Raw genomic sequence first — 16,721 nt, forward strand, 5'->3', positions numbered from 1 at the left:
CACCACATCCCGCAGCAGCGGGCGCAGCGAGACGCCGTCCGCGCTGATGTGGTGCAGCACCAGCACGACCACGTGCTCGTTTTCGCTGAGGCTGAGCACGGTGGCGCGGAACGGCAGTTCGCGGGTGACGTCGAAGAACACGCTCGCGAGCTGGGTGATGCGGTCGGTCAGGTCGGCCGCGGTGACGGTCTCGGTCCGCACCTCGAAGTCGACCTCGGACAGCGGCAGGATGCGCTGGTACCCGTCGCCCTCGACCTCGGGGTAGATGGTGCGCAGCGACTCGTGGCGGGCCAGCACGTCGCCGATGGCGGCGGTGAAGGCGGCCGGGTCGATCGCGCCGGTGAGCTTCAGCGCCACCGGGATGTTGTTGACCGCGGTGCGGTTGTCGAAGCGGTTCAGGAACCACATGCGCTGCTGGGCGAGCGACAGCGGCACCAGCTCCGGGCGCTCCTGGGCGGCCAGCGCCGCGCGGGCGCCGGTGCCGACGCGCGATTCCAGTTGCGCGGCAAGGGAAGCCACGGTGGTGGCCTCGAACAGCGCGCGCAGCGGGATGTCGGCGTCCAGGGCGGCCGACAGGCGCGCGATCACCTGGGTGGCGATGAGCGAGTTGCCGCCGAGCTCGAAGAAGTCGTCGTCCAGGCCGACCCGGTCCAGGCCGAGCACGTCGGCGATGGTGCCGGCGACCGTCTGCTGCACCGGCGTGGCCGGGGCGCGGTAGGTCTTGGCGGCGAAGGTCGGCGCGGGCAGCTGCTTGCGGTCCAGCTTGCCGGAGGCATTGAGCGGGAAGGCGTCCAGCACCATGAAGGCGGCCGGGACCATGTAGGCCGGAAGCTGCTCGGACAGTTCGTCCTTGACCGCGTCGAGGTCGAGATGACCGTCGGCGGCGATCAGGTAGGCGACCAGCTGATCGCCGGTGCGCTCGTCGGTGCGGACCACCACCACGGACTGAGCGATCGACGGCAGCGCGGTGAGCGCCGACTCGATCTCGCCGAGCTCGATGCGCAGACCGCGCAGCTTCACCTGGAAGTCGGTGCGGCCCAGGTACTCCAGCTCGCCATGCCCTGTCCAGGTGACCAGGTCACCGGTGCGGTACATGCGGGCGCCGGCGCCGAAGGGGTTGGCCACGAAACGATCCGCGGTCAGGTCGGGGCGCGCCACATAGCCGGTGGCCAGCTGATCGCCCGCCAGGTACAGCTCACCCGCGACACCCACCGGAACCGGCTTCAGACGCGAATCCAGCACGTACACCTGGGTGTTGAAGACCGGCGCGCCGATCGGCACCGAGGCCAGGTCGGCGTCGGTGACCTCGTGGAAGGTCACGTCCACCGCGGCCTCGGTGGGGCCGTACAGGTTGTGCAGGCGAGCGCCGGTCAGTTCGCGCAGCTTCTGCGCGGTCGGCGCGGGCAGGCCCTCACCGGAGGCGAAGACATTGGTCAGGCTGACGCAGTCGGCCGCGGCCGGCTCGGCCACGAAGACCGCCAGCATGGACGGCACGAAGTGGGTGACCGTGACGCCCTCGCGGACGATGATCTCGGCCAGGTAGGCCGGATCGCGGTGGCCGTCCGGCTTGGCGACGACCAGGCGCGCGCCGACCTGCAAGGGCCAGAAGAACTCCCACACCGACACGTCGAAGGTGGCGGGAGTCTTCTGCAACACCACGTCGTAGGCGGCCAGCCCGTACTGGGCGTGCATCCAGACGAGACGGTTCACGATCGCGGCGTGGCTCACGGCCACACCCTTGGGGCGGCCGGTGGAGCCGGACGTGAAGATCACGTACGCGGTGTTCTGCGGCCGCAGCGGCGAGCGGCGTTCGGCATCGGCGACCGGGGTGTCGGCGAAGCCGGACAGGTCCAGCTCGTCGATCCGGACCTGGCGCGCGTCAACGCCTTCCAAGTCGTCGCCGGAGGTCAGCACGCAGACCGGCTGTGCGGTCTCGAGGATGTACTGGGTGCGCTCGGCCGGGTGATCCGGATCCAGCGGCACGTACGCGCCACCGGCGATGGTGACGGCGTACATGCCCGCGACCAGGTCGATGGAGCGGCGCATGCCCAGTGCCACGAAGGATTCCGGTCCGACGCCCTCGGCGATGAGCCAGCGCGCGAGCTTGCGGACACGGCCCGCGAACTCGGCGTACGACAGACTTGCCCCCTCGAAGGTGACCGCAGTCGCCTCGGCGGTCAGCGCAACCTGCGCCTCGAACAGCGAAACCAAGGTCGCCGCAGCGCCTTCGGAGATCTCCGGCAGTGCGGTGTCCAGCTCGAACGCGGTCTCGTTCCAGCCGACCAGCAGCTGGCGGCGTTCGGCCTCGCTCAGCAGCTCGACATCGCCGACCAGCTGGGTCGGGTCCGCGGCCACGGCGGTGAGCATGGTGACGAAGCGCTGCGCGAACACATCGGCGTACTGCGCGTCGAAAAGGTCAGTCGCGTAGACGAGTTCGGCATCCATGGCCGCGATGTCCGATTCGCGGCCCGCCGCGGCACCATCGATGACCTCGCTCAGCGTCAGCTGCAGATCGAACTTGGCCGACTGCTGGTCGATGGCCAGCTCGGACACGCTCAGACCCGGTAGCTCCAGCGAGGTGCGACCCAGATTCTGGAACGACAGCATGACCTGGAACAGCGGGTGCCGGGCCTGCGAGCGGGCCGGGTTGAGCACCTCGACCAGCCGCTCGAACGGCACGTCCGCGTGGGCGAAGGCCTGCAGATCGCGCTCGCGCACGGTCTTCAGCAGGTCGGTGAAGCTGGTGGCGGGATCGACCGGCGACCGCAGCACCAGGGTGTTGACGAACATGCCGACGAGATCGTCGAGGGCCTGCTCGCCACGGCCCGCCACCGGAATGCCGACCGCGATGTCCTCAGTGCCGCTCAGGCGCGCCAGCAGCGCGGCGAAAGCACTGTGCACCACCATGAACAGGGTGGTGCCATTGGACTGCGCCACCCGGTTCAGCCCGGCGATGAGCTCGCCCGGCACCTGGAACCGGTGAGTACCGGCGTCGTAGGACGCGACGGCCGGGCGCGGCTTGGCCGACAGGCGCAGCTCGTCCGGCAGGCCGGAAAGGGTGCCGCGCCAGTAGTCGAGCTGCTCGGTGATGAGCGAGCGCGGATCCTCTTCCGAGCCCAGCGTTTCCCGCTGCCACAGCGCGTAATCCGCGTACTGCACCGGCAGTTCGGTCCAGCCCGGGGTCTCGCCGTTGCTGCGCGCGATGTAGGCGGTCATCAGGTCGCGCACCAGCGGGTTCATCGAGAAGCCGTCGGCGGCGATGTGGTGGGCCACCAGCACCAGCACGTGATCGTCGGCCGCGAGGCGATAGGCGCGCAGGCGGACGGCGGTCTCGGTGGTGACGTCGAAGCCGCGGGCGGCGAAATCGTAGACCGCGGCGAACAATTCGCCCTCGGTCACGTCCAGCACATCCAGCTCGGGGATGGCCCGGCCGGTGGGCAGCACCTTCTGGTAGGCGACGCCCTCGTGCGACGGGTAGAGGGTGCGCAGCGACTCGTGCCGCGCCACCACGTCGGCGATGGCCCCGCGCATGGCGTCGAGATCCAGTGCGCCGGTGAGTCTTACGGCCGCCGGGATGTTGTTGGCGGCCGACTCCGGATCGAACCGGTTGAGGAACCACATGCGCTGCTGCGCCAGCGACAGCGGCGGGTACTCCGGCCGGGACCGAACCGTGAGCGCTTGGCGCACACCGGTTCCCGCGTGCGACTCGACGCGGGCGGCCAGCGCGGCCACGGTCGGGGCCTCGAACAGCACGCGCACGCCGATCTCGGCGTTGAGCGCGGCGGCCAGGCGGGCCACCACCTGGGTGGCGACCAGCGAGTTGCCGCCCAGCTCGAAGAAGTCGTCGTCCACGCCGACGCGCTCGACGCCGAGCAGGTCGGCGAAGATCTGCGCGATGATCTCCTCGATCGGGGTCGAGGGGGCGCGGAAACGCTTGGCCTCGAAGACCGGCGCGGGCAGCGCCCGGCGGTCCAGCTTGCCGGAGGCGTTGACCGGGAAGGCGTCCAGCACCACGAGCGCGGCCGGGACCATGTAGGCGGGCAGCGAGCCGCTCAGCGCGGCCTTGATCGCGTCGACGTCCACGACCGCCTCGGCCGCACGGACCACATAGCCGACCAGCTGGTCACCGGCGTGCGCATCGGTGCGCACCACCACGACCGACTGGGCGATGGCCGGCTGCGCCAGCAGCGCGGCCTCGATCTCGCCGAGCTCGATGCGCAGACCGCGCAACTTCACCTGGAAGTCGGTGCGGCCCAGGTAGTTCAGTTCACCGTCGGCGGTCCAGGAGACCAGGTCGCCGGTGCGGTACATGCGGTCACCGGAGACGAACGGGTTCGCGACGAATCGATCGGCGGACAGGTCGGGGCGGCCGAGGTAGCCGCGCGCCAGCTGATCGCCCGCCAGATAGAGCTCACCCGCGACACCCGGCGCGACCGGGTGCAGGCGGGCATCGAGCACGTAGGTCTCGGTGTTCCAGACCGGGCGGCCGATCGGCACGAACACGGTGTCGGTGTCCACGACCTCGTGGTAGGTGACATCGACGGCCGCTTCGGTCGGGCCGTACAGGTTGTGCAGCCGCGCACCGGTGAGCTCGCGCAGCTTCTGCGCGGTCGGCGCGGGCAGCGCCTCACCCGAGGCGAAGACCTGCCGCAAACGCGGTGCGGGGACCGAGGAGTCGCCGTTCTCGTTGCCGAGGGTGGCGACGAACACCGACAGCATCGACGGCACGAAGTGGGCGGTGGTGATGCCGGTCTCGGCGATGACCTGGGCCAGGTACACCGGGTCGCGGTGGCCGTCCGGCCTGGCGACCACCAGGCGGGCGCCGGTCTGCAGGGGCCAGAAGAACTCCCAGACCGACACGTCGAAGGTGGCCGGAGTCTTCTGCAGGACAGCGTCGTTCGCGTCGATCGGGTACTCGTGCTGCATCCACAGCAGGCGGTTCACGATCGCGCCGTGCTCGACCGCGACACCCTTCGGGCGGCCGGTCGAACCGGAGGTGAAGATGACGTAGGCCGTGTGCTCCGGCCGGATCGCCTGTCCCCGTTCGGCATCCGTGATCGGCGCGTCGGAGTAGGCCTCCAGGTTCAGCGTGTCGACCTCGAGCACCGGCACATTGCGGCCGGTGACGAAATCGTCGCGGCTGGTGGTGAGGATCGCGACCGGGCGGGCGGTGTCGAGCACGTAGTCGATGCGCTCGTCCGGCTGATCCGGATCCAGCGGCACGTACGCGCCACCGGCCTCCAGCACCGCGTACATGGCGACGACCAGATCCAGCGAGCGCCGGATGGCCAGCGCCACATGCGATTCCGCGCCCACGCCCTGGGCGATGAGCTTGCGGGCCAGCTGATGCACCCGCGCCGCGAATTCGGCGTAGGACAGACCCGTCCCCTCGAATTCCACGGCAGGCGCATCAGGGCTGGTCAGAGCCTGTGCTTCGAACAGCGAAACCAGCGTCGCGGCCTCGCCCTCCGGCAGCGCGGGCAGCACTCGCGCCAGGTTGAACGCGGTGTCGTTCCAGTCGTCGAGCACCCGCTCGCGCTCGTCGGCGACCAGCAGGTCGATATCGCCGAGCGGCCGGTCCGGGTCCGCGACAACGGCCGCCAGGATCAGGTCCAGGCGGTGCGCGAAGGCCGCGATGGTGGGCTCGTCGAAAAGATCCAGCGCATAGGAGATCTCGGCGGACATACCGGCGTTCTCGCCGTGGTCGTCCTGTGCCTCCTGCAGGGTCAGCTGCAGGTCGAACTTGGCCAGGCGGGCGTCGTAGTCGATGCCGTTGACCGAGAGCCCGGGCAGTTCCAGGCTGGCCTGCCGGGTGTTCTGGAAGGTCAGCATGACCTGGAACAGCGGGTGGCGGGCCTGCGAGCGGGCCGGGTTGAGCACCTCGACCAGCCGCTCGAACGGCACGTCCGCGTGCGCGAAGGCGTGCAGGTCGGTGTCGCGGGAGCGGGCCAGCAGATCGGCGAAGGTCTCGCTGCCGTCCACCTCGGTGCGCAGCACCAGGGTGTTGACGAACATGCCGATCAGGTCGTCGAGCGCGGCCTCACCGCGGCCGTGTACCGGGGTGCCGATGGCGATGTCGCCGGTCCCGGACAGGCGGGCCAGCAGCACCGCGAGCGCACTGTGCATGACCATGAACAGCGAGGCATTGTGCCGGCGGCCCAGATCCACCAGCGCCTGCTGGGTTTCGGCGGAGATGGCGAACGGGTAGGTGCCACCCTGGTAACTGGCCACGGCCGGCCGCTGCCGGTCGGCGGGCAGCACCAGCTCGTCCGGCAGATCGGCGAGCGCGTCGGTCCAGTAGCGGATCTGCTTGGCGATCAGCGAATCCGGGTCGTCCTCGGAACCGAGCACCTCGCGCTGCCAGAGCGCGTAGTCGGCGTATTGCACCGGCAGTTCCGCCCAGGCCGGGGCCTCCCACGAAGTGCGCGCGGCGTAGGCGACCATGACGTCGCGGGCCAGCGGGCCCATGGACCAGCCGTCGGCACTGATGTGGTGGACCACCATCCCGAGGATGTACTCGGTCTCGCTGATCTCGAAAAGCGCGGCGTGCAAAGGCACTTCGTCGGTGACGTCGAAGGCCATGGTGGCCAGCTCGACCAGGTGGTCGATCAGATTCGACTCGGTGACCGGCACCGGCGTCAGGTCGGGCACGATCTGCGCGGCGTCCAGCACCCGCTGCACCGGGCCGTGCGCGGTCTCCGGGAAGACGGTGCGCAGCGACTCGTGGCGGTCGATGACATCGATGACCGCGACCTGCAGGGCCGCGATATCGAGCTCACCGGAGAGCCGGATGGCGACCGGGATGTTGTTCACCGCCGAGGCGGTGTCGAAGCGGTTGAGGAACCACATGCGCTGCTGCGCCAGCGAAAGCGGGACCTCGCTGGGCCGTTCGCGGGCCACCAGGGCCTTGCGGCCGCCGTCACCGACGTGCGATTCCACCCGGGCCGCCAGGGCTTCCACGGTGGCGGCCTCGAACAGCATGCGCACCGGCACGCGGGTGTCGAGGGCCGTGCCCAGCCGGGTAGCCACCTGGGTGGCGATCAGCGAGTTGCCGCCCAGTTCGAAGAAGTCGTCGTCGACGCCGACCCGGGCGATGCCCAGCACCTCGCCGAAGATCTGGGCGACGATCTCCTCGATCGGCGTTGTGGGAGCACGGAATTCGCGCACCTCGAAGCGCGGCGCGGGCAGCGCGCGGCGGTCCAGCTTGCCGGAGGCGTTCACCGGGAACGCGTCCAGCACCATGATCGAACCCGGCACCATGTAGGCGGGCAGGGTGCGCTGCAGCGAGGTCTTGACGCCGTCCAGATCCACCGGGCCGCCGGCCACGATGTAGGCGACCAGCTGATCGCCGGCCACGGTGTCGATGACCAGCACCACGGCCTGCTGCACCTTGGGGTGGTCCAGCAGCGCGGTCTCGATCTCGCCGAGCTCGATGCGCTGGCCGCGGAACTTCACCTGGAAGTCGGTGCGGCCGATGTAGTCGATCACGCCCGGGTCGTTGTGGTTCCAGCGCACCAGGTCACCGGTGCGGTACAGGCGCGAACCCGGCTCGCCGTAGGGATTGGCGACGAAGCGCTCGGCGCTCAGGTCCGGGCGGCCGAAGTAGCCGCGCGCCACCTGGACACCGCCCAGGTAGAGCTCACCCGGGACACCCGCGGGCACCGGGCGCAGGCCCTCGTCCAGCACATAGGTCTGCGCGTTCCACACCGGGCGGCCGATGGGCACCGAGGTGACCACGGGCGCGTCGATGGGCGCGTAGGTGGCGTGCACGGTGAACTCGGTCGGGCCGTACAGGTTGTGCACGGCCGCGGTGGAGAAGCGGCGGAAGGCGGTCACGGTGGCCGGCGGCAGCGCCTCACCGGCGACCAGCACCGCACGCAGCGACAGGCATTCGGCCGACGAGGCGCTGGAGGCGAACACGCTCAGCATGGACGGCACGAACGAGGTCATGGTGACCCGGTGCCGGCCGATGACCTCCGACAGATACATCGGATCGCGGTGGCCGTCCGGCGCGGCGATGACCTGCTGCGCGCCCACGGCCAGCGAGCCGAACAGCTCCCACACCGAGACGTCGAAGGTGACCGGCGTCTTCTGCAGGATCACATCGGTGTCGTCGATGTCGTATTCGCGGGTGATCCAGGCGATCTGGTTGAGCACCGCGGCATGCGGGATGGCCACGCCCTTGGGGCGGCCGGTCGAGCCGGAGGTGAACAGCACGTAGGCGGCATTGGCCGGCCGCAGCGGCGCCAGCCGGTCCGCGTCGGTGACCGGGGCGGCGCTGTAGTCGCCCAGATCCAGCGAATCCAGGTGCAGCACCGGGCAATCCGAGGTTTCCACCGCATCGTCGGCGGTGGTGAGCAGCACCACCGGTTCGGCGGTGCGCAGCACGTAGTCGGTGCGCTCGGCCGGGTGGTCCGGGTCGATCGGCACGTAGCCGCCGCCCGCGGTGAGGGTGGCGTAGATGGCGACCAGCATGTCCACCGAGCGGCGGATGCCCACCGCGACCAGGGACTCCGGACCCACGCCGGCGTCGATCAGCCTGCGCGCCAGGCGATTCACGCGCGCGGAGAACTCCGCGTAGCTCAGCTCCTCGGCGGGGCCGAACATGCTGCCGCTGCGCTCGCCCGGATCGAAGATCAGCGCGGTGGCGTCCGGCCGGATCCGCACCTGCCGCTCGAACAGGTCGAGAACGGTTGCGGCGGAGGGGAGTTCGCGCGCGGTGTGGTTCCACGCGTGCAGCACGGTCTCGCGCTCATCGGCGTCGAGGACGTCGATGTCACGCACCACGGTGTCCGGTGCGGCGACGGCGGTTTCGAGCACGCGCAGGTAGCGCTGCCCGAACTCGGCCACGGTCGAGGCGTCGAACAGATCGGTGGCGTAGGACAGCACCACCGCCAGCCCGGCCGGCTCACCGGCCAGGCCGCGCTGCTCGGTCAGCGTCCACTGCAGGTCGAACTTGGCGATGTCGACCTCGAGCTCGTCCGCGGAGACGGTGAGGCCGGGCAGCTCCATGGAGCCGTGCGACATCTCCTGGAACGACAGCATGACCTGGAACAGCGGGTGCCGGGCCTGCGAACGGGTCGGGTTGAGCACCTCGACCAGCCGCTCGAACGGGACATCGGTATTGGCGAAGGCCGCCAGGTCGGTCTCCCGGGTGCGGGCCAGGAAGTCGGTGAAGCGCTGGGCCCCATCCACCTCCGAACGCAGCACCAGGGTGTTGACGAACATGCCGATCAGGTCGTCGAGCGCCTGCTCACCACGACCGGCGACCGGGGTGCCGATGGCGATGTCGCTGGTGCCCGAGAGCCGGGCCAGCAGCACGGCCAGCGCGCTGTGCATGACCATGAACAGCGAAACGCCCTGGGCGCGCGCCAAACCCGCCAGCCGGGTGTGCAACTCGGCCGGAATGTCGAAGGTGACGCGGGAGCCGTGGAAGCTCTGCACCGGCGGACGCTGCCGGTCGGCCGGCAGGTCCAGCTGGTCCGGCAGCCCGGCCAGCGCCCCACGCCAGTAGGCGATCTGACGGGCGGCCATGGACTCGGCATCGGATTCCGAACCGAGCACCTCGCGCTGCCAGATGCTGAAGTCCTGGTACTGCACCGGCAGCGGCGCCCACGCGGGTTCCTGGCCGGCCACGCGGGCCAGGTAGGCGGCGGTCATGTCGCGCGAGAGCGGCCCGAACGAGAAGCCGTCCGCCGCAATGTGATGCACCACGAAGGCGACGGCGAGATCGACCTCGCCGGCATCGAGCACCGCAGCACCGGCGACCCGGAACACGCGCACGCGAATCGGCAGCTGGGTCGAGACATCGAAACCGGTGGAGGCGAATTCCGCCAGCGCGGACGGCAATTCGGCCTCGGCGAGATCGATGACCTCGATGCCCAGCTCCACCTCGGACATCGGCAGCACCTGCTGGAAGCCGCCGTCGCCGGACTCGGGGAAGATGGTGCGCAGGGACTCCTGGCGCGCGACCACATCGGCGAGCGCCAGCTGCAGGGCCTCGATATCGACCTGCCCGCGCAACCGCACCACGAACGGCAGGTTGTAGGTGGGGACGTTCGGGTCGAACTGGTTGAGGAACCACATGCGCTGCTGCGCCAGCGACAGCGGCACCCGGTCCGGGCGCTCCTGCGCCACCAGCGGAGTACGCGAAACATCGGCCGGCCCAGCGGCTTCCACCCGCGCGGCGAGGCCCGCAACGGTGGGGGTCTCGAACAGCGCGCGCACACCCAGGCGGGTGCTGAACGCGGCCGAGATGCGGGCCACCACCTGGGTGGCGACCAGCGAGTTGCCGCCCAGATCGAAGAAGTTGTCGTCGACGCCGACCCGGTCGTGGCCGAGCACATCGGCGAACACGCCCGCCACGATCTCCTCGGCGGCGGTGCGCGGCGCGCGGTAGCCGGCGGCATCCGCGCTGAACACCGGCTCCGGCAGGGCCTTGCGGTCCAGCTTGCCGGAGGTGTTGAGCGGGAAGGCGTCCAGCACCATGATCGACGCCGGAACCATGTAGGACGGCAGCTTCTCGGCGGCGAAACGGGTCAGCTCGGCCGGATCGATGGACAGCCCGGGGACCGGGACCACGTACGCGACCAGCTGCTGACCGGTGGCCGTGTCCATGACCAGGACGGCGGCCTGGCTGACGGTCGGGTGGGCCAGCAGGTCGGTCTCGATCTCACCGAGCTCGATGCGCTGACCGCGGAACTTCACCTGGAAGTCGGTGCGGCCGATGTACTCCAGCGCGCCGGACTCGTTCCACCGCACCAGGTCACCGGTGCGGTACATGCGTTCGCCCTTGGGCGACAACGGGTTCGCGACGAAGCGATCCGAGGTCAGATCGGGACGGCCCTTGTACCCGCGTGCCAGCTGACGGCCCGCTAGGTAGAGCTCACCCGCGGCGCCGATGGCGGCGGGCCGCAGCCGCGAATCCAGAACGTAGACTTCGACATTCCACTCGGGCAGACCGATCGGCACCGTGACGGTGTCGGCGGCGGTGTTCTCCCAGTAGGTGACCGAGACCGCGGCCTCGGTGGGGCCGTACAGGTTGTGCAGCCCGGCCGAGGTGATCTCGCGGAAGCCCGCGCCGGTCTCCGGCGGCAGCGCCTCACCGATCACGAAAACGTACTTCAGCGAGGCACACTGGGCCCGGGTGGCGTGCGCGACGAAGACCGTCAGCATGGACGGCACGAAGTCGGTGACCGTGACGCCGTGGCGCTCGATCATCTCCGCCACGTACAGCGGATCGCGGTGGCCGTCCGGGGTCGCCACGACGAGCTTCGCGCCCACCAGCAGCGGCATGAAGTAGCCCCACAGCGACACGTCGAAGGTGGTGGCGGTCTTCTGCAGGTAGACATCGTCTTCGGTGAGCGGATACTCGTCGAGCATCCACAGCTCTTGATTGACGATGGCGTGGTGGGTGACGGCGACGCCCTTGGGGCGGCCGGTCGAACCCGAGGTGTAGATGACGTAGGCGGTGTTGTCCGGGCGCAGCGGGGCCAGGCGATCCGCATCGGTCACCGGCTCCGCGGAGAAGCCGGAGACGTCGAGCGTGTCGATCTCCAAGCGGCGCACGGACTCCGGGAGCTCGAGCTCGTCGCGAGCGGTGGTCAGCACACAGACCGGTGCCGCGGACTCGAGGATGTAGGCGGTGCGGTCGGCCGGGTGATCCGGGTCGATCGGCACGTAGGCGCCACCGGCGCGCAGCACCGCGTGCATGCCGACGACCAGGTCGAGCGAGCGGCGCATGCCCAGGGCGACCAGCGATTCCGGGCCGACGCCGTCCGCGATGAGGAAGCGGGCCAGGCGATTGACGCGCGCACCGAACTCGGCGTACGTGAGCTGCTCGCCCTCGAACTCGACGGCGACATTGTCCGGGGTCAGCGGAATCTGCTTGTCCAGCAACGCCGGCAGCGTGGTGACCGGCACCTCGTGCGCGGCGGAGTTCCACTCCACCAGGGTGCGGGCGCGCTCGGCCGCGGTGGTGATGGGCAGGCCCCAGACGGGCTGCTCCGCCCCCGCCGCCAGGAAGCGGTCGAAGAACTCCAGGAACCGCGCGTGGTGACGCTCGGTCTCGTCCGCGGAGTACAGGTTGGGGTTGGTCTCGAAATCGATGTGATTCCGGGTGCCCTTCACCGACTGGTAGAAGTTGACGCCCAGATCCTCGATGGAACCGGTGGACAGCACGCTGTATTCACCGGTGATGTCACCGAGTACGACCTCGTTGTGGAACAACATGATGTTGACCCACGGGCCGAAGAACTGCGAGCCCACCTCGCCGCCGGTGAACTCGCCACTGGAGTCGCGGCGAATGTCCTCGGCGCGGTAGCGCTGGTGACGCAGCGCACCCGACACCTCGACCTGCACCTGCTTGAGCAGATCGGTCACGGTTACGCCGTGGCCGACGCGCAGGCGCAGCGGCACGATGTTCGAGGCGGCGCCGCCGGAGCGGCGCATGATCGCGGTGGTGCGCGCGGTCACCGGGAGGCTGAGGATGACGTCCTCGCTGCCGGTCCACTGCGCGAGATAGGCGGCGAACCCGGCGATGAGCAGACCCGCGGGCGACGACTCGTGACGCGCCACGGCGTCGTCCAGCAGCGAGCTCTGGTCCTCGCTGAGCGCGCCCGTGGCGATCCGGTTGATGGCGGCCGGCGGCGCGGAGCGGCCGACCAGGCTGGTGCCGTCCTCGAGCCCGGCGACCCGCTCGGCCCAGTACTCCTTGTCCGACTTGAAGCGGCTGCTCTCGCGGTAGGCGAATTCCTGCTCGACCAGGGTGGGCAGGTCGGTCAGCTTGTGCGGCGCGGGCTCGACGCCCCGCACGTACGCGGTGTACAGCTCGGCGACCCGAGTCATGTAGGTCACCGCGCCGAAGCCGTCCAGCACGATGTGGTGGATGCGCGCGTACCAGTAGTAATGGCCGTCGGCCAGCTTCAGCATGGCCGTGCGGATGAGGCGGTCCCGGGTGAGGTCCAGCGGGGCGCTGTAGTCGGCGCGCATCCAGGCCTGGGCCGCGGCGGCCGGATCGGCCTCATCGGTCAGATCGACGTGGTAGATGGTGCGGTCCAGCGAGTGGTCCACCATCTGCACGGGCTCGCCGTCACGCTCGACGATGCGCAGGAAGCCCGACCCGAACTCCTCCGAGCCGTGGACCATGGCGCGTTCCAGCAACTCGAGGTCGAGTTCGCCGCGCAGTTCCACGTACTGGGCGATATTGATCGGGACCTGCGGGTCCAGGTGCTGGGCATACCAGATGCCGAGCTGCGCCGGCGACAGCGGGAAAAGTTCGCCCGATCCCGGTGCGATTTCGCTGCCAGCTTCGCCGATGCCGCCGAAATCCAGCCGGTCCAACCCAAACCTCGCTTCCGGAACACCACGACACGCAGCGCTCCCCGCCGAAAACCCGAACAGGACGCCACGCCTGCTTCAGCGTGGCGTCCGGTGTTCGGGGCTCACTTCACCGTAAATTGAGACTCCCTGGGGTATCCCCCCAGCTGGCCGATCTTGTTACATGGGCGCGACCACACCCGCCGGCCGCTGCAGGGCAGCCACAGTCGCAAACTTGGTGACGGACACTCGGTCCAATCTACCGTCAGCGCGCAAGCGACAATAAGAAAGGGCCATAGCCCTTAACTATCATCGCATTTCGTATCTTCAGCCAGTGATGTGCGACCTATCGCGAGCAGGATCGTACAGATGCGACTGGGCACAGTTCAGGGTTTCGGCCAATGCGCGACCGACGAGAATCACGGCCGCCTGCCGCAGTCCGGCCGCCTCCACGCGATCGGCGATATCGGCCAGGGTGCCCCGGAGAACCTGCTGTTCAGGCTGGGTCGCGCGGTAGACCACCGCGACCGGGCAGTCCGCGCCGTAGTCGGGAACCAGTTCCTGCGCGAGGGTCCGGATCCGGGTGATGGCGAGATGCAGGATCAGGGTCGCCCGGGTGCGCGCGAAATTTGCCAGCGCCTCCGATTCCGGCATGGCGGTCGAACGCGCCTGTGCGCGGGTCAACACGACCGACTGCACCTGCTCGGGCACCGTGAGCTCAGCACCCAGCAGCGCCGCGGCGGCCGCGTACGCCGGCACCCCGGGCGTCACGTCCCAGGGGATTCCCAGGGCGTCGAGCCTGCGCTTCTGCTCGGTGAGCGCCGAATATAAGGACGGATCGCCCGAGCACAACCGCGCGACGTCCTTGCCCTCGGCGTGCGCCCGCGCACAGTGCGCGATGATCTCGTCCAGATCCAGCCGCTGGGTATCGATCAGCTCGGCATCCGGCGCGCAGTGCCCCAGCACCTCGGGATCCAGATAGGTCCCCGCGTACAGGCACACCGGCGACCGCCGCAGCAGCTCGACCGCCCGTACGGTCAGCAGATCCGCCGCCCCCGGCCCGGCCCCGATGAAGTGCACTGTCATCGGCCGAGTCTCGCACACCCACTCAGGCGGATTGCCCGGCCGCCACCAGCACCGCGATCAGCCGCTGACCGAGAAGTCGGTGACGATCTTGGTGGGGCGGAGGCGGACCACGAGTTCGCCGGGGACGGCATTGCGCTTGCCGAATTCGTCGGCGCGGTCGGGACCCATGTAGCGGGCGGCGATGTCGGTGGCGGTACGGAGGAGTTCGTCCGGGTCCTCGGAGATTTCGGCCACACCCTGGACCTGAACGAAGGAGTACGGGGGTGCGGAGACGTCCACGCAGAGGCTCAGGCGGCCGTCGCGCCGGATCGAGCGGCCCTTGGCCGTGTCCTTGCCGGTGTTGAAGACGATCTCGTCGCCTTCGAGGATGAACCAGACGGGCGCCACCAGGGGGCGGCCGTCGCTCGCCACGAAGGCGAGCTTGCCGGTCCGGGTGCCCTCGGTCAGGAAGTCGCGTACACGCTGATCGGACAGTGAGGCCATGGGCGACACCGTACGACCTCAGATGGCCCCGCGCTCACGAGCCCGGGCCACGGCGGAGGTTCGGGATTTGACGCCGAGCTTCGAATAGATGTGGACCAGGTGGGATTTCACGGTGGTCTCGGAAAGGAACAGGCGCTTGCCGATCTCCCGGTTGGAATGGCCGTCGGCCACCAGGCGGAGGACCTCGATCTCGCGCGGACTCAAGGTGGTGTCGGGCTTGCGGACTCGCGTCATGAGACGCGAGGCAACCGAGGGCGACAGCACGCTCTCGCCCTCGGCGGCCGAGCGGACGGCGGCCAGTAGTTCGGCGGGCGGGGTGTCCTTGAGGATGTAACCGACCGCGCCCGCCTCGATCGCGCCCAGGATGTCGGCGTCGGTGTCGTAGTTGGTGACCACCAGGACATTCGGCGGATTCGGGAGATCGCGCAGGGCCGCGGTGGCGTCCGCGCCGGACTTGCCGGGGCCGAAGCGCAGATCCATCAGGACCAGGTCGACGGGGGTGGTCGAGCAGAAGGCCACGGACTCTTCGGCGGTCGCCACCTCGCCCACGACTTCGATGTCGTCGCAATCGGTTTCGGCGACGCTGGAGTCCAGCAGCGCGCGCAGGCCCGCGCGGACGATGGCGTGGTCGTCGGCGAGGAGGATGCGGATCATCTCTGCTCCGAGGGGAAGGTGGGCTGCTCCTCCAAGGGGAAGGAGACGGTGACCGCGGTGTGGCCGGGCTCGGATTCGACATCCATGGTGCCGCCCTGCTGCTCCACCCGGCTGCGCATGGCATTGAGACCGAAACTGCCGGAAGGGGATTCGGCCAGCACCGCGGGATCGATGCCGACGCCGTCGTCGACCACGTCCAGATGCACGGCGTCATCGGCGTAGGTGAGAGTGACCCGCATGCGCTGAGCGTGGGCGTGCCGCACCACATTCGAGACCGCGCCCTGGGTGATGCGGACCAGGGCGGCCTCCATGGACATGGGCAGCGCCTGCGGCTCCCCCTCGACGAGCACCTGGGCATCCAGGCCGGGCGCGGCGGCCCGCTCGGCAATGCGGTGCAGCGCACCGGCGAGGGACTGGCCCTCGAGTGCGGCGGGCGTGAGTTCCGCGATGAGCTGGCGGGTTTCGACCAGGCTGTCGGCGGCGGTCTCGCGGGCCAGCCGGATCTTCTCCAGCGCCGGATGCTCCGGAGCGGCGCGCTCGACGGCGTGCAGCAGCAGCTGAATACTGCTGAGGCCCTGGGCAACCGTGTCGTGGATCTCCTGGGCCAGGCGCTCCCGCTCGGCCATCTTGCCCGCGGTGCGTTCCTGTTCGGCGAGAGTGTTTCTGGTGGCGAGCAATTCGTCGATGAGGCGCTGACGATCGGCGGCCTCCCGGAACAGCGCCTGGTAGCCGAGCCCGATGGCCACCGCCACCAGGGCGCCGAGCAGCGGGCCGATCACACCCGCCACCGTCCAGCCGCGGTGCGCGGCGAACCCGACCACCGACACCACCGTGGCCGCGGTCACCGCGAGCAGCCCCCAATTGCGCGGCAGCAGATGGAGATACAGGAAGAACAGTCCGAACACCAGGTACACCGCCAGCGGAGCCACGATCACCAGGCCCAGCCACAGCAGCGTCAACAGGCCCAGCCATACCCGGGCCGCGGGAAGATCGCGACGGAACCGGCCGCCGGCGAAGTAGACGCCGAGAAAGACGCTCGCGAGCACCACGACCAGCAACCGATGCGAACCCGTCAGGAACTCCTGCACCGCCACCACGATGGTGAGCACCACCACCATGACATGCAGTCCCGCCTGCAGGGCGGAGAAGACCGGGGTGAGTGGCGAGCGGTGCACGCGACC

General features: G+C 69.5%; 5 protein-coding genes (1 of these 5 running past the window's edge). All 5 read right to left on the bottom strand.

All coding sequences use genetic code 11. From position 1 onward, the window contains the following. Positions 1-13,341, bottom strand: the start of a protein-coding gene (locus ABZV44_RS15580) for a non-ribosomal peptide synthase/polyketide synthase (protein ID WP_354836403.1). The gene continues 30,924 nt to the left of window position 1, outside the view; 13,341 of the gene's 44,265 nt are visible here — the first part of the coding sequence; its start codon is at positions 13,339-13,341; the stop codon falls past the left edge of the window. Positions 13,342-13,644: 303 nt separating this feature from the next. Beyond that, positions 13,645-14,403, bottom strand: a complete 759-nt coding sequence (gene cobM, locus ABZV44_RS15585; protein ID WP_354836405.1) for a precorrin-4 C(11)-methyltransferase — start codon at positions 14,401-14,403, stop codon at positions 13,645-13,647. Between the two features lie 57 nt (positions 14,404-14,460). Next, entirely contained in the window at positions 14,461-14,886 is a 426-nt protein-coding gene (locus ABZV44_RS15590) for a PPOX class F420-dependent oxidoreductase (protein WP_354836407.1), read from the bottom strand. A gap of 18 nt (positions 14,887-14,904) precedes the next feature. After that, complete coding sequence (locus tag ABZV44_RS15595) at positions 14,905-15,540, bottom strand: response regulator transcription factor (protein WP_033090529.1); 636 nt, start codon at positions 15,538-15,540, stop codon at positions 14,905-14,907. Next, positions 15,537-16,715 (bottom strand): sensor histidine kinase, encoded by a 1,179-nt coding sequence (locus ABZV44_RS15600; RefSeq protein ID WP_354836410.1) that lies wholly within the window; start codon positions 16,713-16,715, stop codon positions 15,537-15,539. Before ABZV44_RS15600 ends, ABZV44_RS15595 begins: the two co-directional genes overlap by 4 nt. Between the last annotated feature and the right edge of the window lie 6 nt (positions 16,716-16,721).

Origin of the sequence: Nocardia sp. NPDC004860, from assembly GCF_040609015.1 — a bacterium.
Lineage (GTDB): Bacteria > Actinomycetota > Actinomycetes > Mycobacteriales > Mycobacteriaceae > Nocardia.

Coding starts and splice junctions, on each gene's coding strand:
- ABZV44_RS15590 (WP_354836407.1), bottom strand. CDS start 14,886: ATGGCCTCACTGTCCGATCAGCGTGTACGCGACTTCCTGACCGAGGGC.
- cobM (WP_354836405.1), bottom strand. CDS start 14,403: ATGACAGTGCACTTCATCGGGGCCGGGCCGGGGGCGGCGGATCTGCTG.
- ABZV44_RS15595 (WP_033090529.1), bottom strand. CDS start 15,540: ATGATCCGCATCCTCCTCGCCGACGACCACGCCATCGTCCGCGCGGGC.